We start from the raw sequence: 24,398 nt of genomic DNA on the forward strand, positions 1-24,398 counted from the left end.
CTTTTCCCCGTGGCCGAGGTCGCGGCGTCGCAGGTCCGGTTGCGGACGCCCACGGGACGGGCCGTCGTGGCGGCCGCCACGCTCGGCTCCGGCATGACGCTGCTCGACGGCACCGTGGTCAACGTCGCCCTCCGCACCATCGGCCGCGAGCTCGACGCCTCGCTCGCCGAGCTGCAGTGGATCAGCAACGGCTACCTGCTCTCCCTGGCGGCCCTGATCCTGCTCGGCGGTTCGCTCGGCGACCGGTACGGGCGGCGCCGGATCTTCGTCGTCGGCACCGTCTGGTTCGCCGCGGCCTCCGCCCTGTGCGGGCTGGCGCCGAACCCCGAGGTGCTGATCGCGGCCCGGGTGCTGCAGGGCATCGGCGGTGGACTCCTGACCCCGGGCAGCCTGGCGATGATCCAGGGTGCCTTCGTGCCGGACGACCGGTCGCCGGCGATCGGCGCCTGGACCGGCTTCGGCGGCATCGCCGCCGCCGTCGGCCCCTTCGTGGGCGGTGCCCTCATCGAAGTGGCGTCGTGGCGCTGGATCTTCCTCATCAACGTGCCGCTCGCCGCGCTGACCATCTGGATCGCGCAGCGCCACGTGCCCGAGTCCCGCTCCTCGGCACCGCCGCGACACTTCGACGTCGCCGGCGCGGTGCTGGCCATGGTGGCACTGGCGGGAGTCACCTACGGGCTCATCGGCTGGGGTGAGCGGGCCGCGGTGTGGGCCGGCCTGCTGGGCCTGGGCGCCGGCGTCGCCTTCGTGCTGGTCGAGGCGCGCCTGCGCGAGCCGATGCTGCCGCCGGCGATCTTCCGGTCCCGCGTCTTCAGCTCCGCCAACGCGATGACGCTGGTGGTGTACGCCGCCCTCGGCGCGATCCTGTTCTTCCTGGTGCTGCAGCTGCAGACCGTGGCGGGATGGACCCCGCTCGCAGCCGGGGTGGCGACGCTGCCGATCACGGTGGTGATGCTGCTGCTCGCGGCCCGGGGAGGACGGTTGGCGGTGCGGATCGGCCCCCGGATCCCGCTGACCACCGGTCCCCTCCTGATGGCGGGGGGCACGCTGCTGCTGCGGGCGGCTGACGCCGAGACCAGCTACGTGCTGGACGTGCTGCCGGGGCTGACGGTGTTCGCCCTCGGACTCGCGCTGATGGTCGCCCCGCTCACCGCCACCGTGCTCGCGGCGGCCCCGGACGACCTCACGGGCCTGGCCAGCGGCGTCAACAACGCCATCGCCCGCAGCGGGTCGCTGCTGGCGGTGGCCGCGCTGCCGCCGCTGGTCGGGCTCTCGGGGCAGGACTACGACGTGGCCCCGTCACTGGACGCGGCGTACGACACCGCGCTGCTGGTCAGTGCGGGGCTGCTGGTGGTCGGCGCACTGCTGGCCTGGGTGCTGCTGGTGCCCGAACGTGGGGTACGCCGGAAGCCGTGACCTCCCCGTCGCCTCCGGCAGGACCTACCCTGAACGCGTGAGGTCCGGGGGGGTGCGGGCACGGCTGCTCGCGGGGATGGCCGGCGCGCTGGTGCTGGCGGGTTGTGGCGCCTCCCTGCCCGATGCGACTCCCGAGGCGGGCCCGAGCCCGAGCCCCGACCCGGAGCAGAGCGCGGACGGGTCGGCCGCGCCCGGCGGCAAGCGGGGGGTGCTCGTCGCCGACCCCGACCACGCGGTGGAGCCGCCGGGGCCGCTGACGGACCGGCTCTACCGGCCGGACATGCTCATCTTCGACAGCGAGCGGCTCAGCGACGACATGGTCCGCCGGATCAAGGCGCTCGACAACGTCGCGGCGGTCGAGCCGATCGCCCTCGGGCAGGTCACCATCGAGAACCAGGCGCTGACGATCGCCGCCGTCGACGGCGCGACCTACCGCCGGTTCACGCCGCAGAACTCCGCACAGTTCCAGCAGGTCTGGGACCGGGTCGCGGGCGGGGAGATCGCGATCACCCCGGCACTCGGGCGGCGGTTGCAGGACGAGGAGGGCAACATCCGCCTTGGCTCCGGCGAGGAGGCCCCGGTCCTCCACATCGGGGCCTACGCGCCACAGGCGACGACCATCGACATGGTGGTCAACACGGCCTGGGTCGAGGACCTCGAGAACATGGTCTTCGGCAACGGCCTGCTGATCTCCACCGACGTGGCGGACCCCTCGACGATCCGCAAGCCGATCCGGCAGATCGTCGGCAGGCGCGCCTCGGTGCAGGACCTCGACATCGCCTCCCGGCTCGGGCTCGACCCCAACGTGAAGCAGACCGCCTACCTCACGGGCGGCACGATCGCCAGCGTGGTCGGGAGCTTCAGCTACCGGGTCCTCGGTGGGGGCCGGATCGCTCCCGACCCCGCGTGGGTGGCGCGCAGCATCAGCACCGAGCCGGTGCCGATCCTCGGCGAGGTCACCTGTCACCGCACGCTCTTCCCCCAGCTGCGGGCGGCGCTGCAGGAGGTCGTCGACCGCGGCCTGGCCGACGAGATCAACCCCGGCGAGTACGCCGGGTGCTACTACCCCCGCTTCATCGCCGGCTCCACCACGCTGTCCAACCACTCCTTCGGCCTCGCCCTCGACCTCAACGTGCCCGGCAACCAGCGCGGCACCGTGGGCGAGATGGACCGCGAGGTGGTCGCGATCTTCAAGGAGTGGGGCTTCGCGTGGGGCGGCGACTGGAGCTACACGGACCCCATGCACTTCGAGCTGTCCCGGGTCGCGGAGCCGCGCTGAGCCGACCGGTCGGTAGCGTGCCGGGCATGCGTGCCGTCCAGGTCGTCTCGCCCGCGGGTCCCGCCGGTGTCCGGGTCCAGGAGGTCCCCGAACCCACCCCCGGTCCCGACGAGGTGCTGGTGGAGGTCGAGCGGGTCGGCATCTGCTTCCCTGACCTGCTGCTCAGCCGGGGTGAGTACCAGCTCAAGCCCGAGGTGCCCTTCACGCTGGGTGTCGACGTCGCCGGCACGGTCCTCGCCGGCCCGGGGTTCGAGCCGGGCGACCGGGTCGCGGCCGTGCTGCCGTACGGCGGTGCGGCCGAGCGGGTGGCGGTGCCGGTCGAGGCGACGTTCCGGCTGCCCGACGGCGTCTCCTTCGACGCGGCCGCGGCCATCCCGCTCAACTACCTGACCGCCCACTTCGCGCTGGTCGAGCGGGGACAGGTCCGCCCCGGGGAGACGGTGCTGGTGCACGGCGGGGCCGGCGGCGTCGGCACCGCCACGATCCAGGTCGCCCGCGGCCTGGGGGCGCGCACCGTCGCGGTGGTCAGCACCGACGAGAAGGCCGAGGTCGCCCGCCGGGCGGGCGCCCACGACGTGGTGCTGCTCGACGGCTTCAAGGACGCCGTCCACGCCCTCACCGAGGGACGCGGCGTCGACGTCGTCGTGGACGTCGTCGGCGGCGACGTCTTCACCGACTCGCTGCGCTGCCTGGCGCCGCAGGGGCGGCTCCTGGTCGTCGGGTTCGCCGCCGGCCAGGGCATCCCGGAGGTCAAGGTCAACCGGCTCCTCCTCACCAACACCGACGTCCGCGGAGTCGGGTGGGGTCACTACGCCCTGGCCCGGCCCGGCTACCTGCAGCAGCAGTGGGCCGCGTTGCTCCCGCTGCTGGCCGACGGCACCATCGACCCACCGGTCGGGCCGGCGTACGACCTCGACGACTTCGGGCGCGCGCTGGCCGACCTCGACGCCCGCCGCGTCCTCGGCAAGGCCGTGGTGCGCGTGCGCGGCTGACCCGTGGGTCGCTCCGGTTAGGGTCGCGCTGTGAGCACTCTCGACGACGCACGTGACGGCATGAACCCCGACGTCCGCCCGCAGGACGACCTGTTCGGACACGTCAACGGCCGCTGGCTGGCCGAGACCGAGATCCCCAGCGACCGCTCCAGCTGGGGACCGTTCGTGCAGCTCGCCGACGCCGCCGAGCAGCAGGTCCGATACATCATCGAGGAGCTCGCGGCCACCGACTCAGCCGAGCTCGACGACGACGCCCGCCGGATCGGCGACCTCTACTCCTCCTTCATGGACACCGAGACCGTGGCTGCCCGCGGCATCCGGCCGATCCGGCCGCTGCTGTCGGCGTGCGACCAGCTGCGCGACGCCCGCGACCTGGCGGCCTTCCTCGGCGAGTTCGAGCGCATCGGCGGCTACGGCCTGTTCGGCATGTACGTCGACACCGACGCCAAGAACTCCGACCGCTACCTGGTCAACGTGCTGCAGGGCGGGCTTGGCCTGCCCGACGAGTCCTACTACCGCGACGACAAGTTCGCCGAGGTGCGCGACAAGTACGTCGGCTACCTCCAGCGGATCTTCGAGCTCGCCGACCACGACGACCCGGCCGGCGCGGCGGCGAAGGTCCTGGCGATCGACACCCGGCTCGCCCAGGGTCACTGGGAGCGTGCGGAGACCCGCGACGTGCAGAAGACCTACAACCTGCTGACCCTCGAGGAGCTCCACGAGCTCGCGCCGAGCTTCGACTGGGACGCCTACATCCGGAACCTCGGGGGCTCGGAGGAGACGCTCGCCGAGGTGTGCGTCCGCCAGCCGTCCTACCTCGAGCACCTCGCCGGCGTGCTGACCGAGGTGCCGATCGAGGACTGGAAGGCGTGGATGACCAGCCGGGTGCTGCGGTCGGCGGCGCCCTACCTCACCGACGACTTCGTCGAGGCCAACTTCGACTTCTACGGCCGCACCCTCAGCGGCACCCCGGAGCTGCGGGCGCGCTGGAAGCGGGCGGTGTCCTTCGTGGAGGGCGCGGTCGGCGAGGCCGTCGGCAAGCAGTACGTCGCGCGCCACTTCCCGCCGCGCAGCAAGGAGCTGATGGACGAGCTGGTCGCCAACCTGCTCGAGGCCTACCGACGTTCCATCACCGACCTCGACTGGATGACCGAGGAGACCAAGAAGCGGGCGTTCCAGAAGCTGGAGACCTTCCGCCCCAAGATCGGCTACCCCGACGAGTTCCGTGACTACTCCGCGCTGCACGTGCGCCCCGACGACCTGATCGGCAACGCGGCGGCGGCCGCGGCGTTCGAGACCGACCGGCAGCTGCGCAAGATCGGGTCGCCGGTCGACCGCGACGAGTGGTTCATGCTGCCGCAGACCGTCAACGCCTACTACAACCCCGGCACCAACGAGATCTGCTTCCCGGCGGGCATCCTGCAGAAGCCGTTCTTCGACGCCGACGCCCAGGCGGCCGAGAACTACGGCGGCATCGGCGCGGTCATCGGCCACGAGATCGGTCACGGCTTCGACGACCAGGGTTCGCAGTACGACCACGCCGGCAACCTCGAGAACTGGTGGACTGCCGACGACCGCGCCGCCTTCGAGGTCAAGAGCAAGGCCCTGGTCGAGCAGTACGACGGGTTCGAGCCGCGCAGCTTGCCGGGCGAGCGGGTCAACGGCTCGCTGACCGTGGGCGAGAACATCGGCGACCTCGGCGGCCTGACGATCGGCCACTACGCGTTCCTCATCGCCAACGGCGAGGAGGCCTCCGAGGAGGACCGCCGCACGCTCTTCCTCAACTGGGCCTACTGCTGGCGGACCAAGCGCCGCAAGGAGCAGGAGCAGCAGTACCTCACCATCGACCCCCACAGCCCGCCGGAGTTCCGCGCCAACATCGTCCGCAACCTCGACGAGTTCCACGAGGTCTTCGGGACCGCGGAGGGTGACGGGCTCTGGCTCGACCCGGCCGACCGCGTCCGTATCTGGTGACCGCGGCGCCGTCGGCGCCCGGCCCCTAGGCTGGAGGCCGGGGAGAGCGCCTCCGCCTCGAGCGCGCCGGGAAGGGGAGCCATGAGCGACGTCGTGAGCCAGGTCGACCTCGACGGGGGTGTCCTCGTCGGGCACGACGGGTCGGCCACCGCGGCCCGGGCCGTCCAGTGGGCCGCCACCCACGCCGCCGCCGTCCACGTGCCGCTCCACGTGCTGCGCGCCTGGAGCCTGACCACGGCGCCCACCCCACCCACCCAGGAGCTCGGCTACGTCCCGCCGCTGGCCGACTACGAGGCCGCGGTCCGCGACGAGCTCGCCGCGGACGTGGCCGCGCTCGACCTCGACTGCGAGGTCCACCTCCACGTCGTCCATGCCGCGACCGCGCAGGCGCTGCTGGACGCTGCCGAGGGTGCCGACCTGCTCGTGGTCGGTCGACGCGGGCGCGGCGGCTTCCGTGGCCTGGTGTTCGGGTCGACGGCCGACCAGGCGGTGCGCCACGCCCCGTGCCCGGTCACGACGGTGCCCGTGCATCCTGAGGACGAGTGACCGACCCCACCCACACCCAGTCCGACCACCGGGTCCGGTTGGAGTGGGGGCCGACCGGTGCGGGCTCCGTCGCGGGGACCGCCGACGTGGCGGTCGTCGTCGACGTGCTGTCGTTCACGACGTCGGTCTCGGTGGCCGTGGGCCGCGGCATCACCGTCCACCCCTGCCGCTGGCGTGACGCCCGCGCCGCGGCGTACGCCGCCGAGCTGGGTGCCAACCTGGCGCTGCAGCGGCAGGACGCGGGCTGGCGGCCGGGGGCGGTCTCGTTGTCGCCGCTCTCGCTGCAGCGTGCCCGGGGCATCGAGCGGCTGGTGCTGCCCTCCCCCAACGGCTCGACGATCTGCGCGGCGCTCAACGAGCAGGGCGTCGCCGTGGTCGCGGCCTGCCTGCGCAACGCCGACGCGGTCGCGGCCTGGCTGGCGCCGCAGGTGGCCGACGGTGCGACGGTGGCGGTCGTGCCTGCCGGCGAACGCTGGCCCGACGGCTCCCTGCGTCCGGCTGCCGAGGACCTGTGGGGTGCGGGGGCGGTGCTGACCGGTCTCGACCGGGGGCTGATGAGCCCCGAGGCGCGGCTCGCCGTCGCCGCCTGGCAGGACGTCAGGGCGCGACCTCTCGAGAACCTGCTCGCGTGTGCGAGCGGGCGCGAGCTGGTGGAGAAGGGCTTCGAGCCCGACGTCGCGATCGCGGGTCGGCCGAGCACCAGCGACGTGGTGCCGGTGCTGCGCGACGGTGCCTTCGCCCCTTGATCGACCGTGCAACACTGATTACATGATTACAGACAAGGAGCGGGAGGCCGTCACCGGCTGGTTCAGCGGCCGTCTCCCGGACGAGTGGACGGTCGAGCCGCCGCGGGTGAGCATCGACCGTGAGGAGGTCACCGTCGTGCTGACCATCCCCGACGTGGGGGACGAGGTCAGTGGCGACGCCGAGCCGTCGGAGGTCGCGGTGGCGGAGGCTCGTGCCGGGCGGGCCCGGGCGTTCCGCGAGGACACGCGCGAGCGGCGGATGAAGATCGCCCGCGAGGCCCAGCACCGCTACGAGCGCAAGGTCTCCTGGGGGGTGCGGGTCGGCGACCACGAGGAGCTGTGGACCCACGTGTCCGCGCCGGTGATGACCCGGCTGCGGCAGCCGCAGCGGCAGGTTCTCGACACCCTCGTCGAGGCCGGGGTCGCCCGGTCACGGGCCGACGCGCTGGCCTGGTGCGTCCGACTGGTCGGCCAGCACGAGGGTGACTGGCTGGCCGAGCTGCGCGATGCGATGACGGCCGTCGACGACGTACGCCGCAAGGGCCCCGCCGCCTGAGGCTGGACCGGGTCGGGCCGCCCGCGCCCCCGCGTTCCGGTCGGTGGTCACTGGTAGACACGCCTGCATGGACCGCGACGCCGCCCGCCAGGAGGCCGAGGCACACCTGCGTGCCCTCGTCGGCCGCGACGACGTCACGCTCCACGACGACCAGTGGACCGCCATCGAGGCGCTCGCGGTCGACCGGCGACGCGCCCTGGTCGTGCAGCGCACCGGGTGGGGCAAGTCGGCGGTCTACTTCGTGGCGACGCTGCTGCTGCGCTCCCACGGCAGCGGGCCGACCGTCATCATCTCGCCGCTGCTGGCGCTGATGCGCAACCAGATCGCCGCCGCTGAGCGGGCCGGGGTCCGCGCGGTGACGATCAACTCGACCAACATCGAGCAGTGGCAGCCGATCCACGACGCCATCGAGGCCGGCGAGGTCGACGTGCTGCTGGTCAGCCCGGAGCGGCTCAACAACCCGGGCTTCCGCGACGAGGTGATGCCGCGGCTGGCCGCGACCTGCGGGCTGCTCGTGGTCGACGAGGCCCACTGCATCTCCGACTGGGGCCACGACTTCCGCCCCGACTACCGCCGGATCCGGACGCTGCTGGCCGACCTGCCCGACGGCATCCCGGTGCTGGCGACGACGGCGACCGCCAACCAGCGCGTCACCGACGACGTCGCCGAGCAGCTCGGCACCGGCGTCCTGGTGCTCCGGGGGTCGCTCGACCGCGAGTCGCTGCGGCTGGGGGTGGTGCGGCTCAAGACCCCCGAGCAGCGGCTGGCGTGGCTGGCCGACCACCTCACCGAGCAGCCGGGCAGCGGCATCGTCTACTGCCTGACCGTGGCCGCGACCCAGGAGGTCGCCGACTACCTCCGCTCGCGGGGCCACGCGGTCGCGGCCTACTCCGGCCAGACCGAGCCCGAGGAGCGGCTCGCCCTCGAGCAGGCGCTCGTCGCCGGCGAGGTCAAGGCGCTGGTGGCCACCAGCGCCCTCGGCATGGGCTTCGACGCCACGCTCGGGTTCGTGGTCAACCTCGGGGCTCCCTCCTCCCCGGTCGCCTACTACCAGCAGGTGGGCCGGGCCGGTCGCGGCACCGATGACGCTACGGTCGTTTTGCTCCCCGCCGTCGAGGACCGTGACATCTGGGCCTACTTCGCCTCCCTCGCGTTCCCCCGCGAGCAGCTGGTGCGCGAGACCCTCGACGCGCTCGCCGCCCACGGACCGCTGAGCACCGCGGCACTCGAGTCCCACGTCGACCTCTCCCGCAACCGGCTCGAGACGATGCTCAAGGTGCTCGACGTCGACGGTGCCGTCCGCCGGGTGCGCGGGGGCTGGGAGGCGACCGGTCGGGACTGGGACTACGACGAGGAGCGCTACGCGCGGGTCGCGGAGGCACGGGAGCGCGAGCAGGCGGCGATGCTCGCCTACCTCGACCACGCCGGGTGCCGGATGCGCTACCTGCGCGAGCAGCTCGACGACCCGGGCGCGGCCGACTGCGGCCGGTGCGACAACTGCGACGGCCTGCGGCTGCCCGACGACGTCAGCGACGCCGCCGTCGAGGAGGCCGGCGCGCGGCTCGCGCGCCCCGGTGTGCCGGTGGAGCCGCGCAAGCTCTGGCCCACCGCGCTGGCCACCCTGGGCCTGGACCTCAAGGGCCGGATCGCCGAGGGCCCCGAGGAGGGGCGGGTGGTCGCCCGGCTCACCGACCTCGGTCACGGCGGGGCGTTGCGCGCGCTGTTCCGGGAGCCCGTCGACCAGCCCGTGCCGCCGCAGCTCGCCCAGGCGGTGCTGGAGGTGATGAAGGAGTGGTCCGCCACCTGGTCGGCGCGGCCGGAGGCCATCGTCCACGTCGAGTCCGCGACCCGGCCCGGCCTGGTGCGCGACCTCGCCGAGGGCGTCTCCCGGGTGATGCAGATCCCCGTCGTGGGCCGCCACGCGATCGTCGACCCGTCGGTCCCGCCCGGACAGGGCGCCGCCAACTCCGCGCAACGGGTGGCAGCGGTCCAGCGGCGCTACGCGCTGGACGCGGAGGTGCCCACGGGGCCGGTGCTGCTGGTCGACGACCTGGTCGTCACCGGCTGGACGCTGACGACCGCAGCCACGGCCCTCCGGTCCGCCGGGGCGACGGCGGTGCTCCCCCTCGCGCTGGCCAGCCAGGCCTGACCACCCCCGAGGATCTCCCTCTTTGCCTCAGCGAGCGCCCTGGCGCACGCTGGGGCACACGCCGCGCTACGCCGGGTGGGTGACCAGGCTCGGGCCCCGCTGCGACCGGCACCGCTGCGCGGCCACCTCGACGTCGCGCATCACGCGCAGCACGTTGCCGCTCGTGAGCAGGCCGAGCTCCTTCTCCGACCAGCCGCGCTCGGCCAGCGCCCCGAGCAGTCGCGGGTAGCCGGTGACGTCCTCCAGACCCTCGGGCAGGGTCCCGGTCCCGTCGTAGTCACCACCCAGGCCGATGTGCTCGACGCCGGCCACCTCCCGAACGTGCTCGCAGTGGGCGACGACGTCGGCCAGCGTCGCGACCGGCTGGGCATGGGTACGCCGCCACTCGGCGTCGAACTCCGCCCAGCCCGGGTCGCCCTCGACGATGCCGCGCGCCCGCTCGGCCGCCCGGCGAGCCAGGTCGACCTCGGCGCAGGCGGCGTTCACGAACGCCGGGACGAAGGTCACCATGCACACCCCGCCGTTGCCCGGCAGCTGCGCGAGCACGTCGTCGGGGACGTTGCGCGGATGGTCGGTCACCGCCCGTGCGGAGGAGTGGGAGAAGATCACGGGCGCCTCGGTCGCGGCGAGCGCGTCGCGCATGGTGGTCGCCGCGACGTGGGAGAGATCGACCATCATGCCGAGCCGGTTCATCTCACGGACCACCTCGACACCGAACGGCGAGAGGCCGCCGACCACGGGCTCGTCGGTGGCGGAGTCCGCCCACCGGGTGTTGTCGTTGTGGGTCAGGGTGAGGTAGCGGACCCCCAGGGCGTGGAGCATCCGCAGTGCCCCCAGCGACTCGCCGATCGAGTGTCCGCCCTCGGCGCCCAGCATCGAGGCGATCCGGCCGTCGCGCCAGGCCGCCTCGACCTCGTCGGCCGTGGTCGCGAACACCAGCCGGTCGGCGTACCGCTCGACCATCCGGTGGGCGGCGTCCACCTGCTCGAGGGTGGCGGTCACGGCTGCGTGACCGGGAAGCGTCGCGGGCACGAAGACCGACCAGAACTGGCCGCCGACCCCGCCGCGGGTCAGCCGCGGGAGGTCGGTGTGGGTGGGGGTGCCCTCCTCGGCGATGTCGAGCCGGTCGAAGTCGTAGCCCACCTGCTCCCGGGCCGTCCACAGCAGGTCGTTGTGGCCGTCGATGACCGGGTGACGGGCGAGCAGCAGCGCGAGGTCCATGCGCCCGACCCTAGAACCGGCGCTCGGGAACCAACCGTCAGCCCGAGGCGTTAGCGTCTCGTCCCCCAGCACCGGAGGTCCTGTGGCGCAGCCACCACTCACCGGGCCGGTGAGGTTCGCGGCCCGCACGCCACCGCGCGAGAGCACGGTGACCTTCACCGCCGACGTCCGCGAGCAGGCGCTGCCGATGGTCGAGGCCCTGCCCCACCTGCTGCGGCCCGGCCCCGGCGCCCACCGGTCGGTGCACGAGCTGCGGGACGCCGCCCTGCGGGGGCTGCGGCTGCTCGCCGCGGGCGACGTCGAGGCCCGGGACGGCAGCTGGCGACCCACACGCGAGGTCGACGTCGTCACCGCCGCCGTGGTCGACGCGGTGCCGCGGCGGCCACCGGCAGCCGCGGCACAGCTGGTGCGGCTCTCGCTGCGGATCGAGGCCGACGAGGAGGAGCTGGTGGCCGGGGCGGTCCGGGTCGTCCCGCAGGTCCACGACGAGCAGGACCCGCTGCGGATCGCGGACGCCGCGCTGCTGTGGACCGGCGCTGCGGAGGAGGCGGGCTTCGGCGACCGGGCCCGCACCCACGCCGCGCTGGCGCTGCGCGACGCCGCCGAGGCCTGGCCCGTGCTCGACCGGCTGCTCGAGCTGCGGGTTCCCGACCAGATCACCCTCGACACCGACGAGCTGGTCAGCCTGCTCGACCATGGGGTGGCCGCCCTCGCGGCGCGGGGGATCGACGTGCTCTGGCCGCGCAGCTTGGGTCGCGACCTCACCGCCCGGGCGACGCTCGACCGCCGTGACCCCGGTCCGCGCGAGGAGCCGCTCCAGCAGGGGCTGCTGACCCCGGACGCGCTGTTCGCCTTCAGCTGGCAGCTCGCGCTCCACGGCGAGCCGCTCTCGTCCGAGGAGATGGACCACCTCGCGGACGCCGCGCGGCCGATCATCAAGCTGCGCGGCCAGTGGACGGTGGTCGACCCGGCCCTGGCACGCAAGGCCAGGAAGCGGCTGATCCGCACCGTCCGGCCCGTGTCCGCGATCGCGGCCGCCCTCACCGGGGTCGTGGAGGTCGAGGAGGGCGTCGAGACGGAGGTGGTCGTCGGCGCGAGCCTGACCCGGGTGCGCGAGCAGCTGCTCTCGGCCGCGACCCGCGAGCCCCTCGACCCCCCGGCCGCGCTGCAGGCGACGCTGCGTGACTACCAGCTCCGCGGCCTCACCTGGCTCGACCAGCTGACCTCTCTCGGGTTGGGTGCCTGCCTGGCCGACGACATGGGGCTCGGGAAGACCGTCACGCTCATCGCGCTGGCGCTCCACCGCGCGGAGCGTGACCCCGGTGCCGGGCCGGTGCTGGTGGTGTGCCCGGCCTCCCTGCTGGGCAACTGGGAGGCGGAGGTACGCCGGTTCGCGCCTCACCTGCCCGTCCGCCGCTTCCACGGCCAGGCCCGCGACCTGGCCGACCTGCCCGACGGTTTCGTGCTCACGACGTACGGCACGCTGCGGGTCGACCACGAGCCGCTGGCCCGCGTGCCCTGGGACCTGGTCGTCGCCGACGAGGCCCAGCACGTCAAGAACCCCCGCTCGGCGACGGCCCGCGCGCTGCGTCAGGTCCCGGCGCGGGCCCGGGTCGCCCTCACCGGCACGCCCGTCGAGAACGACCTCACCGAGCTGTGGGCGATCCTCGACTGGGCGACGCCGGGCCTGCTCGGCAGCCGCAACGCCTTCCGGAAGGCGTGGGCGGCGCCGATCGAGTCGGGGGTCGACCCCGACCGGGCGGCCCACTTCCGCCGCCTGATCACGCCCTTCCTGCTGCGGCGGCGCAAGACCGACCCCGGCATCGCGCCGGAGCTCCCGCCGCGCACCGACACCGATCACCTGCTGTCGCTGACCCGCGACCAGGTGGTGCTCTACGAGGCGTTCGTCCGCGACACCCTCGAGCGGGTCGAGCGTGCCGACGAGCACGCCCGCCGCGGTCTGGTGCTGGCGCTCCTCACCGGCCTCAAGCAGATCTGCAACCACCCGGCCCACTTCCTCAAGCAGGGTCGGTTGGAGGGCACCTCGGAGAAGGTCGAGCTGCTCGACGAGATCGTCGACACCGTCGTGGCCGAGGGGGGCGCGGTGCTCGTCTTCACCCAGTACGTCGCGATGGCGCGGCTGCTCTCCGGCCACCTCGACCGCCGGGGGGTGCGTCACCACCTGCTCCACGGCGGTACGCCGGTGCGCGACCGGGAGGCGATGGTCGCCGACTTCCAGGCCGGTGGTGCGCCGGTGTTCCTGCTGTCGCTCAAGGCCGGCGGCACCGGCCTCAACCTGACTCGCGCCGACCACGTGGTGCACCTCGACCGGTGGTGGAACCCCGCCGTGGAGGACCAGGCCAGCGACCGCGCCCACCGGATCGGCCAGACCCGGCCGGTGCAGGTGCACCGGATGGTCACCACCGGCACCGTCGAGCAGCGGATCGCCGAGCTGCTGCAGCGCAAGCGGTCGGTCGCCGACGCGGTGCTGGCCAGCGGCGAGTCCGCCCTCACCGAGCTCAGCGACGCCGAGCTCCGCGACCTCGTCACGCTGCGGCCGGAGGAGACCTGATGGCGACCCATCCGCGGATCCCGCCGCGCCGCGGTGCCCGTGCCACCAGCTGGTGGGGCAAGGCGTGGGTGCGGGCGGTCGAGGAGGCGGCCTACGACGAGCCGGAGCTGAAGGCGGCGCGCACCCTCTCGCGGTCGGGCCGCATCGGCGCCGTCACAGTGGACCCCGGCCGGTTCGTCGCCTCGGTCGAGGAGGGCGACGACGTGCTGACCGTCACCGGGGAGGTGCCGGTGCTCGACAGTGACCAGCAGGCCGCCTTCGTCGAGGCGGTCGCGGCCGAGTCCGGCCGGATCGGTGCGCTGGTGACGGGCGACCTGCCGCACCCGCTCGTCGAGCACGCCGAGGAGGCCGGCGTCGAGCTGCTGCCCTACGGCGGGGAGCTGGCGACGCGGTGCAGCTGCGAGCCGTGGGCCGACCCGTGTCACCACGCGCTGGCGGTGATGTACCAGCTGGCGTGGCTGGTCGAGGGCGACCCCTTCGTGCTGCTGGCGCTCCGCGGGATCGAGCGCGACGACCTGCTCGCGCGGCTCCACGCTACGGCGCCGTCCCCGGCCCGGCGTGGCTCCGACGCCGAGGTGCTCGCCGACGCCCGCGACCGCGCGCGGCGGCTCCTCGAGCTGCTCGACGACCCCGACGCCGACCTCGCCGCCCTGCTCTGAGCGATCACCCGTTCCACTGCGCGCGCGTCGCGCCGCGCCCGGGCCGGCGTCAGTGCAGCCCGAGCGCGCCGAGCGCCATCTCGGTCAGCAGCGTCCGCATCGCGTCGTCGGGGAGCAGGCCGCTGTGCGGCGTGGAGTTGATGAGCCCGAAGGAGACGTGGGCCATCGCCCGGGCCCGGTCGGCGCGCAGCCCCGGGTGGCGGCGCCGCAGCTGCGCGGCCCACACGTCGACGTACTCCCGCTGCAGGGTGCGGACCCGCTCGCGGGCCTCGGGCGGCAGTGACTCCCAGTCGCGGTCCTGGACCACGATCAGCGGGCGGTGCCGCACCGCGAAGTCGACGTGCCAGGCCACCAGCGCCCGGACGGCGGCGTCGGCGTCGGCGGCCTCGGCCACCCGGGCCCGGCCGACGGCGAGCAGCTCCTCGCTGATCGAGACCAGCATCTCGGCGAGGATCGCGTCCTTGGAGGGGAAGTGCTTGTAGAGCGCGGGTCCCGATATCCCGCAGGCCCGGCCGAGCTCGGCGACCGACACCCCGTGGAAGCCACGGGCCGCGAAGAGCTCCGCGGCCGTCGCGAGCAGCTGCTCGCGACGGGTCACGGCCTCGGTCGTCATGCCCACAGGTTAGTGGTTGTTAACCCCGCGGGGGGTCTTGTCCTCCCCGCGCAGGCTTCCTAGGTTGTCGTGCGTGGCCGGTGAGCAGGGAGTGACGCCCGGGATGGTCGAGCGACTCGCCGGCCGGACGGTGCTGGTGACCGGTGTCACCGGCTTCGTCGGGGAGGCGCTACTGCACCTCATGCTCGACCGCTCACCCGCCACCACCGCGGTCGTGCTCGTACGTCGTCGCGGCAGCACCAGCGCCGAGGACCGCGTCCGCAGCCTGCTGGGCAAGCCGATCTTCGCCGACGCGGTCGCGCGTGCCGGTGGTGTCGACGCCCTGCTGGCCGGGCCGGTACGGGTCGTCGAGGGCGACCTCGCCGACCCGCCGCCGCTGCCTGCCGACGTCGACGCGGTCGTCCACTGCGCCGGCGACGTCTCCTTCGACCCGCCGGTCGACGAGGGCTTCCAGGTCAACGTGCAGGGACCGCGGATGTTGCTGCAGCGGGTCCGTGAGGTCGGCGACCACGTGCACTACGTGCACGTCTCGACCGCCTACGTCTCCGGCCGGCGTCGTGGCACGGTCGTGGAGGGCCCGGTCGAGCACGACGTCGACGTGGAGACCGAGCTCGGCTGGGGGCTGGCGCAGCGGGCGGTGGCCGAGGCTCGTTCCCGCAGCAGCGAGGTGCTCGCGAAGCTGCGCCGACGTGCCGAGCGGGAGCACGGCCGGGCCGGACCGATCTCCTCGGCCGCCGACACCGAGCAGCGGCGCAAGGATTGGGTGCGCGACCAGCTGGTCCGCCTCGGCACCGAGCGCGCGCGCAGCCTCGGGTGGACCGACTGCTACACCTTCACCAAGGCGCTGGGGGAGCGGGTCGCCGAGGCCCACGCGGCCCACGCCCCCGTCTCGATCGTCCGCCCCAGCATCATCGAGTCGGCGCTCGAGCAGCCCCACCCGGGCTGGATCGAGGGCTTCAAGATGGCCGAGCCGCTGATCCTGGCCTACGGCCGCGGCGAGCTGCCGGAGTTCCCGGCCGCGGCCGACACGGTGGTCGACATCGTCCCGGTCGACCACGTGGTCGCGGCGATCCTCGCCGTGCTGACCGCGCCGCCCGAGGCGGGCGCGCCGGCGTACTTCCACATCAGCTCGGGTGCCCGCAACCCGCTCACCTTCGGGCGCCTCTACCGCTGCGTGCGCGAGTACTTCGACGCCCACCCGTTCGTCGTCGGCGACCGCGGCGCGGCCCGGCTCCCCGACTGGCGGCTGCCCGGGGCCGCCTCGGTCGAGCGGCTGCTGGTGGCCAGTGAGCGCGCCCACAAGGTCGCCGACTACCTCGTCGCGCGTGCTCCCCGCGCCGACCGCACCCGCGACCTCGCCCGCCGCCTCGACCGGCAGCAGCGCCGGCTGGAGTTCCTGCGGCGCTACCTCGACCTCTACCGCGAGTACGCCGAGGCGGACCTCCGCTTCGACGACCGCCACACCCGGGCCCTCTTCGAGGGCCTCGGCACCGACGACCAGCGCGCCTTCTGCTTCGACACCGCGGTCATCGACTGGGACCACTACCTCAAGGAGGTCCACTGCCCGGCCGTCACCGAGCCGATCCGCCGCATGGACGAGGCCCGGCGCGGCCGCAAGCGCTCCGCACCGGCCATGCGCACCCTGGGGGCGCAGTCCGGCGACGCCGGCGAGGTGGCGGCCTTCTTCGACATGGACGGGACCCTGCTGTCCTCCAACGTCGTCGAGACCTATCTGTGGCTGCGGCTCGGTGAGATGTCCGTCGGGGAGCGGGCCGGCGAGCTCGGCCGGATCGCCTCCCGGCTGCCGGGCCTGGTGCGCGCCGAGCGACGCGACCGCGGCACCTTCCTGCGCGCCATCTACAAGGAGTACGCCGGCGCCCGGCTCGCCGACCTCGAGGCACTCGCCGACGAGGTGCTCGTCGACCACGTGCTCGCCCGCCTGGCCCCTGCCGCGGTGCGCCGGGTGCGGGAGCACCGGGCCGCGGGTCACCGCACCGTGCTGATCACCGGGGCGATCGCGCCCCTCACCCGGCCCCTCGCGCCGCTCTTCGACCACGTCGAGGCCGCGGAGCTCGCCGTCGACGACCGCGGCGTGTGCACCGGCGCGCTGGCCCGGTCGCCGCTGACCGGGGAGTCGCGGGCGGCGTGGATGCGGCACTGGGCGGACCGCCACGGCGTCGACATCGGCGCCTCCTTCGGCTACGCCGACAGCCACTCCGACCTGCCGCTGCTCCAGGCGGTCGGCCACCCGGTCGCGGTCTCTCCCGACGTCTCGCTGTTCCGTCACGCCCGCCGGCACCACTGGCCGATCGTCGACTGGAAGAGCGCCGACTCCGCCTCCCGCAGCCTCAACCCGGTGGGTGGTGGCCGGTGATGATCGCGCTGGAGATGTACCGGTCGCTGCCGCGGCAGATCGCCGGCCGCGCTGTCGGGGCGCGGCTGCCCGGGGCGCTGTCCGGCCTGGCCGCGCTGCGCCTGGTCAGCCACGACGAGCCGCGGGTGACGCGGGAGGGCTGGGCGCGCGCACGGACCCGGCTGTCGGGCATCTGCGGCTCCGACCTCGGTGCTCTCGCCGGCCGCACCAGCCTCTACTTCTCGCCTGTCGTCTCCTTCCCGTTCGTGCCCGGCCACGAGGTGGTCGCCGACCTCCTCGACGACTGCGGCGATCTGCCGAAGGGCAGCCGCGTCGTGATCGACCCCGTGCTGTCCTGCGCTGCGCGGGGGGTCGAGCCGTGCGACGGGTGCGCCGACGAGGCCACCAACCGCTGTGACCGCATCACCGTCGGCGACGTGTCGCCCGGCCTGCAGACCGGCTTCTGCTCCGACACCGGCGGCGGCTGGGGCGAGGTGCTGGCGGTGCACCGCAGCCAGGTGCACCCCGTCCCCGACGGCATGAGCGACGAGCAGGCGGTCTGGATCGAGCCGATGGCCTGCGCGGTCCACACGGCGTTGCGCGCCGCGATCCGCGACAACGACCGGGTGCTGGTCAGTGGTGCCGGCGCTGTGGGGCTGCTGGCGACGTACGCCGTGCGCAGCCTGACCAGCGCGGGACCCATCACCGTGGTGGCCAAGCACGACCACCAGCGTGAGCTCGCGCTGCTGCTGGGGGCCACCGACGTCGTGACACCGGGCGAGGCCCTGAGCCGGGTCCGCCGCGCCACCCGGGCCTTCCAGCTGCGGCCGGTGATGGGCTCGCCCTACCTGCTCGGCGGCATCGACGTCGCGATCGACGCGGTCGGCAGCAAGGCGTCCCTCGAGCTGGCGATGCACGCGACCCGACCCGGTGGCCGGGTGGTGCTCTCCGGGATGCCGGCGCCGGCCGACCTGTCGGCTGCCTGGTTCCGCGAGCTCGAGATCGTGGGCTCCTACGCCTCGGCCCGCCGCGAGCCAATCGGGTCGGCGGGGGGTCGAGGAGCCTTCGACCTCGCCACCGAGCTGGTCGCCGCCGAGGCCGTGCAGCAGCTCGCCGACCGGATCGCCACCTACCCCTTACACCGCTGGCGCGAGGCCCTCGACCACGCGCAGGGCGCTGGCCGGCTGGGCACCGTCAAGGTCACCTTCGACCCGAGGAGCCGCAGATGAGCCGACCCGGATTCGTGCTGGAGGTCGACGACCGCACCCCGCCGCTCGTGGTGCACGAGGGCGAGGGCTTCCGCCTCGAGCGGTTCCCGCTCGGCACCCGCGTGGTCTACCCGCCCGAGTCGCTGCCGACCGTGCCCGACGTCGACGAGGCGATCCGCGACGCGTTGCTCCACCCGGTGGACGCCGACCCGCTGCCGACCCTGCTGAAGCCCGGCATGAGGCTGACGATCGCCTTCGACGACCTGTCGTTGCCGCTGCCGCCGATGCGCGCGCCCGACATCCGGCAGCGGATCATCGAGGCGGTGCTGCAGATGGCCGCCGACGCCGGCGTCGACGACGTGGTGCTCATCGCGGCCAACGCGCTCCACCGCCGGATGACGGACGCGGAGCTCCGCCACATCGTCGGCGAGCGCGTCTTCCGCTCCTTCCACCCGCAGGGGCTCCTCTACAACCACGACGCCGAGGACCGGTCGAACCTCGCCCACCTCGGGCTCACCGACCAGGGCGAGGACGTCGAGATCAACAAGCGGGCCGCCGAGTCGGACCTGCTGGTCTACGTCAACGTCAACCTCGTCGCGATGGACGGCGGCCACAAGTCGGTGCCGATCGGGCTGGCGTCGTACAAGTCCCTGCGCCACCACCACAACGCCCAGACGATGGTGCGGTCCCACTCCTTCATGGACCACAAGCGGTCCCACCTCCACCACTCCGCCTGGCGGATGGGGCGGTTGCTGCGCGAGCACCTCAACGTCTTCCAGATCGAGACCACCCTCGACAACAAGGTCTTCCCGCCCCCCTACGACTTCCTGATGAAGCGCGAGTGGGAGTGGTCGGTGCGCGACCAGGCCAGCCTGCTCGCCGTACGCCGCGGCCTGGCCGTCGCCCCCAAGCGGCTGCGCCACCGGATGTTCCACGACCTGCGGGCGCCCTACGGCCTGACCGGGATCAACGCCGGCGAGACCGAGGCCGTCCACGAGCGGACCATCGCCGCGGTCCACCGCCAGCAGCTGGTGGAGGTCGACGGGCAGTCAGACGTGATGGTGATGGGGGTGCCCTACCTCGGTCCCTACAACGTCAGCTCGGTGATGAACCCGATCCTCGCCACCTGCATGGGGCTGGGCTACTACTTCAACTCCTACCGCGGCGCGCCCGTGGTGCGGCGCGGCGGGGCGGTCATCCTCTACCACCCGCTGCAGGCCGACTTCGACGTGCTCCACCACCCCTCCTACGTCGACTTCTACGAGGAGGTGCTGGCCGAGTCCACGGACCCGGCCGTGGTCGAGGCCAAGTACGAGCAGCAGTTCGCCACAGACCCCTGGTACATCCACCTCTACCGCACCTCGCACGCCTACCACGGCGTCCACCCCTTCTACATGTGGTACTGGGCAGCGCACGCCATGGACCACGTCGGCGACGTGATCTGGGTCGGTGCCGACCGGCAGGTGGCCAGGCGGCTGGGCTTCCGCGCGGCCAGCAGCCTGCCCGACGCCCTGGAGATGGCGCGCGACACCGTCGGCGACAGCCCCTCCATCACCTACCTGCACAACCCGCCCCACCTGCTCGCCGACGTGAGGACGTGAGGTCGTGAGCAGCCTGATCCGGGACACGGTCGACGACGTCCGTACCGTCGCGCGCGGGTGGCGCTGGGGCCGCCGGTCGATGGTGCCGCGGTCGGCCGAGCCGTTCGTCCCACCGGCGGAGCAGACCATCTTCCCGACCGACTGGTCGCGGACCCCGGTCGCCAACGCGGTGCGCGACGTGGTGCAGAAGGCGGGGCTCGAGCCGCTGCTGCGCTCCCAGGTCCGGACCCAGGTCGAGGGGCTCGACGTGCTCGACCGGGTCGAGGGGCCGGTCATCTTCGTGGCCAACCATGCCTCCCACCTCGACACCCCGCTGATCCTGCTCTCCCTGCCCGACGCCTGGCGACGGCGCACGGCGGTGGCGGCCGCAGCGGACTACTTCTTCGACACCTGGTGGCGTGCAGTGGGCTCGGCGATGGTGTTCAACACCTTCCCGATCGACCGTCGCGGGGGCCGGATGGCGACCACGCCCGGCGACGTCCTCGACGACGGCTGGAGCCTGGTGATCTTCCCGGAGGGGACCCGCTCACCCGACGGGTGGATGCAGCGCTTCCAGCTGGGCGCGGCCTGGCTGGCGGTTCAGCACGGCGTCCCGGTGGTGCCGATCGCCCACCGCGGCACCTACGCCGCCATGCCCCGCGGCCGGAACTGGCCGGTCCCGGGTCGGCGACTGCTGACGATCAGGTTCGGCGAGCCGCTGGTGGCCGGTCCCGACGAGAGCGCCCGCGACTTCGCGCCGCGGCTCCGGCAGGCGGTGGCGACGTTGCTCGACGAGGACCGCACGACGTGGTGGGAGGCGCGCCGTCGCGCTGCCCAGGGGGAGACCCCGGATCCCGGAGGCCCGCAGGTCGCCCGGTGGCGTCGGGTCTGGGAGCAGACGGCGTCGCCGACCGGCGACGAGACCAGGCGTCGGCCGCGCGCCTGGCGCCGCTGAGCCAGGCCCTCTTTTTCGGGGTGGCGGGGTGGGCCGCTAGCGCAGGCCCATGGAGCCGGACACGTCGGGCTCCCACGGGAGCTTCTCGTCCTCGGCGATCTGCGCGTCCAGGGCCGCGGCGACGTCCTCGGGCCACGGTGCGGTGCGGCGCGTCTCCATGTCGATGTGGAGGAAGATCTCCTCCATCACGAAGCTGAGCCGCTGGTGCGACTCGTCCAGCAGGTAGACCAGGGCGTGCGCGGCCCGCTCCGAGCGGCCGAGCAGCCGCACCCGCGCCGACATCCGGTCACCCGTGCGCATCTCGGACAGGTAGGTGAGGTGGTGCTCCGCCGAGAAGCAGGCGTGCCCCTGCGCCGGCCACATCTGCGGGATCCCCTGGGCGACCAGGGACTCGTCGAGCCCCTCGCTGGCGATGCCGGTGTAGTGGCGGACGTTGAGGTGGCCGTTGGCGTCCTCGAAGGCGATCGGGACCGGCTGCTCGACGTACGCCGGGAGCTCGACGAGCTGCTCGTAGGTGGGGTGCGGTGCGCTCACGGCCGCGAGCCTACGGGTGGTCGGGGGCGGTGAGTCCGTCGGGATCCTGGCGCACCGGCAGGTGGGCGAGGGCGGCCTGCACCAGTGCCGTCCGTGCCTTGACCGTGACCGCCCGGCGGACCTTGCCAGGCCGTCGTCCACCAGACCCTCGACGGTGTCCCGCACCTGGGCGTCGGTGAAGGTGGGCCGTGTCCCGGGCGCGACCTCGACGTCCGGCAGCGCCGTCAGCACCGGCAGCAGCTGGGTGCCGAGCCCGTCGAGGAGCTGGAAGCGCTGGTAGCGGTCCATCTCCTCCCACACGGTGTCGATGTCGGCCCGGCCGCGACGGACGTCCTTGCGCTGGGCTGCCAGGACCCCCTTGGCGGCGCCGGTCAGCGCCGCGGTGAGCTCGTGCTCGCTGAATCGCATGGCTCCAGCATGGCTGACGCCGCTCCGGTGACCCGGCACGGCACCCTCGTGGTGACTGGCGCGTAACCCCGGTCACACATGCCCGTTAGGGCTCCGGGAGGGATGACCAAGGAGTAGCCCATGCCCCAGGTCCGCCAGGCCGCCAGCCGCGCCCTGCCCAGGATCGCCCTGCTCGTCGGACCCGCCCTCGTGGTGGGCCTCAGCACCCCGGCCGTCGCCGCGAAGGCGCCCGAACCGGGAGAGATGCGCGGTGCGGGGGTCGTGCAGACCGGCTGGTGGTCGCGGGTCAACGAGCCGCCGCCCGAGACGGGCCTGCTGGCCCCGCCCGACGTCCCGGCTCCCGCCGCCCCGGCGGGCACGCTGCCCGTCGCGGTGGCCAACGGCGAGCGCGAACGGATCTCGGCGATCGAGTTCTCGCTGCGCGGCGAGCCTGAGGGCGTCGTCGACACGCTCCAGCTGTCCTTGCGCGAGTCCACCGAACCGGGGGCGCAGGTCAGTGCCCAGCTGGCGGCGATCTCGGCCTGCCCGGTGGCGGAGTCGTCGTGGATCGGCCGCGACAACAGCCGCTGGGCCAACCGCCCGCTCTTCGACTGCGACCTCGGGGCCGTCCCGGGCACCCGCGACGACAACGGCGTGTGGACCTTCGACCTGACCGTCCTCGCCACGCAGTGGCTCTCGTCGAGTCACACCGACTCGACAGCCGTGGTGCTGGTGGGCGAGCAGGCCGGGGCGAACGGCGAGCCGCTGACCTTCCAGGTCGCCTTCGACGGCGTGCAGGCCGATGGAGTCGGTGTCCTGGCGCGGACGTCGCCGCCGTTGGCGGCTGCCCCGGCCCCCGACGCCACGCCGGCGAGCCCGGGCGGGGGCGGGAGCGGTGACACCTACGCGGGTGGCGGCACGGCCGGGTCGGGACCCGTGAGCGACGCGGGTGGCCTGCCCGGCGCCGTCGACGGCCCGGCTCCTGAGCCGGCACCCGAGGCCGCCGCACCGGGTGAGGAGCAGCAGCTCGCGCCCGCCGCCGCGTCCCCGCTTCCCTGGTACTCCGGCATCCCACGCTCGGGGCTCCTGCTGCTGGTGCTGGGCCTCGCGCTGGCCTACCTGCTGATGCTGGCCAACGGCCCGGCCGCACAGCCCAGCGGCGTCTCCCAGCGCCGCGGCGTCAGCCGCGCCCTCGACCGGATGCGCGAGACGGGCGCCCGGCTGGCGGGGAGGTCCGGCTCGTGAGGACACCCAGGAAGCGGCTCGGTGCCGTCGCCCTCGCTGCGACCCTGGCGCTCACTGCCGCAGGCTGCGGACAGAAGGCCGGCGTCGAGCAGATGTACCCGGCCGGGGTCGCCGTCGCGCCCGACGGCACCGTCGTCGGCGGGGTGGACGCCCAGGGCAACCCGATCGGGGCGGGGGCTGCCGCGGGAGGCGGTGCCGGTGCCGGTGGGGCAGCCGGCGGGGCGTCGGCCGGCGGCGGCACGGGTGGCGTTGCCGGATCCGGCGGCGACGCCAGCGTGCCCACCGAGGGGGCGCCCGCCGGTGGTGGCGACACCACCGGGATCACCGCGGACACCATCCGGATCGGCGTCCACGCACCCGTGACCGGAGCGGCTGCCATCCCACAGCAGTCCTTCCAGCGCGCGGTCGGCGTGTACTTCGACATGGTCAACCGCAACGGGGGCTTCCACGGCCGCAAGGTCCAGGTCGTCTTCGAGGACGACCAGTTCCGGCCCGACGTCGCGCGGGCCAAGTGCAAGGAGATGGCCGAGCAGCAGAAGGTCTTCATGCTGATCGGCGGCGCCGGCTCGGACCAGATCGACGCGTGTGCCCGGTACGCCGCGAGCGTCGGCGTGCCCTACGTCTCGGCCGGCGTCCACGAGACCCGGCCCGGCCAGGCCGCGCTCGGCAGCCTGCCGACGTACTTCGCGGTGTCGCTGACCTACGAGCAGCAGGTGCCGCTCCTGGCCCGCCTCTACGCCAAGCAGTTCCGGGGCCAGCCCGTCGCCGTGCTGACCGCCGACAACGACTCGCTCAACGGCTACCACGCCGCGGCGGTCGGCGCCGTCCGCAAGGCGGCCGGCGGCAGCTTCGAGTACGAGGAGCGGGTTCCGAAGAACACCCAGGGGGAGGCCGTCAGCATCGGCACCCGGATCTGCAACAGCGGCGCCAAGGCCGTGGTCTGGAACGCCAGCCCCAGCACGCTGCTCAACGTCGTCAAGGCGATGCCCTGCACCACGACCTTCGTCGGCCCCGGTCTCACCAACGGCCTCAACGTGGTCGCCGAGGTGGGCTGCCCGAACATCGACGGAGCGATGTTCTACTCGACGTTCCCCGGCATGGACGTGATGCGCCAGAACGCCACGTTCGTCCGCGCCTACCAGCAGAAGAACGGTGGAGCGCAACCCGACGACATCGGGGCGGCGATCTATGCGATCGAGAGCGCGGTCGGCTCGATCCTGCAGGCCGCCGGGAAGAACCTGTCGCGCGAGGGCTTCATGTCGACGATCGGCCAGAAGAAGAGCTTCCAGCCGGGCGTGCTGCCCCCGATGAACTTCACCAGCCGGCTCGGCGGCACCGCCATGCACCTGCTCCAGGCCGACTGCGGCCGGCGGCAGTACGTCACGGTCCGGCAGAACGAGCGGCCCTGACCCG

The 24,398-nt window shown here is 73.6% G+C and carries 19 protein-coding genes; 16 read left to right on the top strand and 3 right to left on the bottom strand.

What is annotated here, in order from left to right; genetic code table 11:
- Positions 1–9 precede the first annotated feature (9 nt).
- From K6T13_RS00340 to K6T13_RS00375, 8 genes are all read left to right on the top strand, one after another.
- Positions 10–1,416, top strand: coding sequence for an MFS transporter (locus tag K6T13_RS00340; protein ID WP_249423861.1), 1,407 nt, complete (start codon positions 10–12; stop codon positions 1,414–1,416).
- 37 nt (positions 1,417–1,453) lie between these two features.
- Entirely contained in the window at positions 1,454–2,695 is a 1,242-nt protein-coding gene (locus tag K6T13_RS00345; RefSeq protein ID WP_222895824.1) for a M15 family metallopeptidase, read from the top strand.
- A gap of 26 nt (positions 2,696–2,721) precedes the next feature.
- Positions 2,722–3,687: an NADPH:quinone oxidoreductase family protein gene (locus tag K6T13_RS00350; RefSeq protein ID WP_222895825.1), complete on the top strand. Its 966-nt coding sequence runs from the start codon at positions 2,722–2,724 to the stop codon at positions 3,685–3,687.
- A 30-nt stretch (positions 3,688–3,717) separates the two neighbouring features.
- On the top strand, positions 3,718–5,661 hold the full coding sequence (locus K6T13_RS00355; RefSeq protein ID WP_283247936.1) for a M13 family metallopeptidase: 1,944 nt from the start codon (positions 3,718–3,720) through the stop codon (positions 5,659–5,661).
- An 81-nt stretch (positions 5,662–5,742) separates the two neighbouring features.
- The gene (locus K6T13_RS00360; RefSeq protein WP_222895826.1) at positions 5,743–6,207 is read left to right on the top strand and encodes a universal stress protein; all 465 of its coding nucleotides are present in this window, start codon (positions 5,743–5,745) and stop codon (positions 6,205–6,207) included.
- The gene (locus K6T13_RS00365) at positions 6,204–6,953 is read left to right on the top strand and encodes a 2-phosphosulfolactate phosphatase (protein WP_222895827.1); all 750 of its coding nucleotides are present in this window, start codon (positions 6,204–6,206) and stop codon (positions 6,951–6,953) included. Before K6T13_RS00360 ends, K6T13_RS00365 begins: the two co-directional genes overlap by 4 nt.
- 22 nt (positions 6,954–6,975) lie before the next feature.
- Positions 6,976–7,509 (top strand): hypothetical protein, encoded by a 534-nt coding sequence (locus K6T13_RS00370; protein ID WP_222895828.1) that lies wholly within the window; start codon positions 6,976–6,978, stop codon positions 7,507–7,509.
- 67 nt (positions 7,510–7,576) lie between these two features.
- Positions 7,577–9,658 (top strand): RecQ family ATP-dependent DNA helicase, encoded by a 2,082-nt coding sequence (locus K6T13_RS00375; protein ID WP_222895830.1) that lies wholly within the window; start codon positions 7,577–7,579, stop codon positions 9,656–9,658.
- 66 nt (positions 9,659–9,724) lie between these two features.
- Here the strand turns inward: K6T13_RS00375 and K6T13_RS00380 are convergent, their stop codons facing one another.
- Positions 9,725–10,879 carry a dipeptidase gene (locus K6T13_RS00380; protein ID WP_222895831.1) on the bottom strand — a complete coding sequence of 385 codons (1,155 nt, stop codon included), beginning with the start codon at positions 10,877–10,879 and terminating at the stop codon, positions 9,725–9,727.
- Positions 10,880–11,027: 148 nt separating this feature from the next.
- On the opposite strand from K6T13_RS00380, the gene K6T13_RS00385 reads away from it, so the two are divergent.
- Together K6T13_RS00385 and K6T13_RS00390 are read left to right on the top strand one after the other, a co-directional pair.
- Positions 11,028–13,451 carry a DEAD/DEAH box helicase gene (locus K6T13_RS00385; RefSeq protein WP_249423862.1) on the top strand — a complete coding sequence of 808 codons (2,424 nt, stop codon included), beginning with the start codon at positions 11,028–11,030 and terminating at the stop codon, positions 13,449–13,451.
- A complete protein-coding gene (locus K6T13_RS00390; RefSeq protein ID WP_222895835.1) occupies positions 13,451–14,110 on the top strand; it encodes an SWIM zinc finger family protein in 660 nt (219 codons plus the stop codon). Before K6T13_RS00385 ends, K6T13_RS00390 begins: the two co-directional genes overlap by 1 nt.
- A gap of 49 nt (positions 14,111–14,159) precedes the next feature.
- Here the strand turns inward: K6T13_RS00390 and K6T13_RS00395 are convergent, their stop codons facing one another.
- A complete protein-coding gene (locus K6T13_RS00395) occupies positions 14,160–14,723 on the bottom strand; it encodes an SACE_7040 family transcriptional regulator (RefSeq protein ID WP_222895837.1) in 564 nt (187 codons plus the stop codon).
- Positions 14,724–14,796: 73 nt separating this feature from the next.
- Between K6T13_RS00395 and K6T13_RS17535 the strand changes: the two genes are divergently transcribed.
- The 4 genes from K6T13_RS17535 to K6T13_RS00415 are packed head-to-tail and all read left to right on the top strand — an operon-like array spanning position 14,797 to position 20,819.
- A complete protein-coding gene (locus K6T13_RS17535) occupies positions 14,797–17,097 on the top strand; it encodes an HAD-IB family hydrolase (RefSeq protein ID WP_283247937.1) in 2,301 nt (766 codons plus the stop codon).
- Positions 17,097–18,305, top strand: a complete 1,209-nt coding sequence (locus tag K6T13_RS00405; protein WP_222898068.1) for a zinc-dependent alcohol dehydrogenase — start codon at positions 17,097–17,099, stop codon at positions 18,303–18,305. The genes K6T13_RS17535 and K6T13_RS00405 overlap by 1 nt, the downstream gene beginning before the upstream one ends.
- Entirely contained in the window at positions 18,302–19,885 is a 1,584-nt protein-coding gene (gene larAH, locus K6T13_RS00410) for an NPN-dependent hydroxyacid isomerase, LarAH14/15/16 family (RefSeq protein ID WP_222895838.1), read from the top strand. The genes K6T13_RS00405 and larAH overlap by 4 nt, the downstream gene beginning before the upstream one ends.
- Before the next feature lie 4 nt (positions 19,886–19,889).
- Entirely contained in the window at positions 19,890–20,819 is a 930-nt protein-coding gene (locus K6T13_RS00415; protein ID WP_249423863.1) for a lysophospholipid acyltransferase family protein, read from the top strand.
- Positions 20,820–20,855: 36 nt separating this feature from the next.
- Here K6T13_RS00415 and K6T13_RS17360 read toward each other — a convergent pair whose 3' ends face one another.
- Complete coding sequence (locus K6T13_RS17360) at positions 20,856–21,761, bottom strand: thioesterase family protein (protein WP_249423864.1); 906 nt, start codon at positions 21,759–21,761, stop codon at positions 20,856–20,858.
- 120 nt (positions 21,762–21,881) lie between these two features.
- Between K6T13_RS17360 and K6T13_RS00430 the strand changes: the two genes are divergently transcribed.
- Both K6T13_RS00430 and K6T13_RS00435 read left to right on the top strand, forming a co-directional pair.
- Positions 21,882–22,985, top strand: a complete 1,104-nt coding sequence (locus tag K6T13_RS00430) for a hypothetical protein (protein WP_222895842.1) — start codon at positions 21,882–21,884, stop codon at positions 22,983–22,985.
- Positions 22,982–24,394, top strand: coding sequence for an ABC transporter substrate-binding protein (locus K6T13_RS00435; protein ID WP_222895844.1), 1,413 nt, complete (start codon positions 22,982–22,984; stop codon positions 24,392–24,394). The genes K6T13_RS00430 and K6T13_RS00435 overlap by 4 nt, the downstream gene beginning before the upstream one ends.
- The last annotated feature ends 4 nt before the right edge of the window (positions 24,395–24,398 follow it).

Origin of the sequence: Nocardioides coralli, assembly GCF_019880385.1 — a bacterium.
GTDB lineage: Bacteria > Actinomycetota > Actinomycetes > Propionibacteriales > Nocardioidaceae > Nocardioides > Nocardioides coralli.

Bases quoted from the DNA above. Each gene is read 5' to 3' on its own strand.
- K6T13_RS17360 (WP_249423864.1), bottom strand. From the start codon at position 21,761: ATGCGATTCAGCGAGCACGAGCTCACCGCGGCGCTGACCGGCGCCGCC.
- K6T13_RS00380 (WP_222895831.1), bottom strand. From the start codon at position 10,879: ATGGACCTCGCGCTGCTGCTCGCCCGTCACCCGGTCATCGACGGCCAC.
- K6T13_RS00360 (WP_222895826.1), top strand. From the start codon at position 5,743: ATGAGCGACGTCGTGAGCCAGGTCGACCTCGACGGGGGTGTCCTCGTC.
- K6T13_RS00370 (WP_222895828.1), top strand. From the start codon at position 6,976: ATGATTACAGACAAGGAGCGGGAGGCCGTCACCGGCTGGTTCAGCGGC.
- K6T13_RS00350 (WP_222895825.1), top strand. From the start codon at position 2,722: ATGCGTGCCGTCCAGGTCGTCTCGCCCGCGGGTCCCGCCGGTGTCCGG.
- K6T13_RS00395 (WP_222895837.1), bottom strand. From the start codon at position 14,723: ATGACGACCGAGGCCGTGACCCGTCGCGAGCAGCTGCTCGCGACGGCC.
- K6T13_RS00430 (WP_222895842.1), top strand. From the start codon at position 21,882: ATGCCCCAGGTCCGCCAGGCCGCCAGCCGCGCCCTGCCCAGGATCGCC.
- K6T13_RS00405 (WP_222898068.1), top strand. From the start codon at position 17,097: ATGATCGCGCTGGAGATGTACCGGTCGCTGCCGCGGCAGATCGCCGGC.
- K6T13_RS00375 (WP_222895830.1), top strand. From the start codon at position 7,577: ATGGACCGCGACGCCGCCCGCCAGGAGGCCGAGGCACACCTGCGTGCC.
- K6T13_RS00390 (WP_222895835.1), top strand. From the start codon at position 13,451: ATGGCGACCCATCCGCGGATCCCGCCGCGCCGCGGTGCCCGTGCCACC.
- larAH (WP_222895838.1), top strand. From the start codon at position 18,302: ATGAGCCGACCCGGATTCGTGCTGGAGGTCGACGACCGCACCCCGCCG.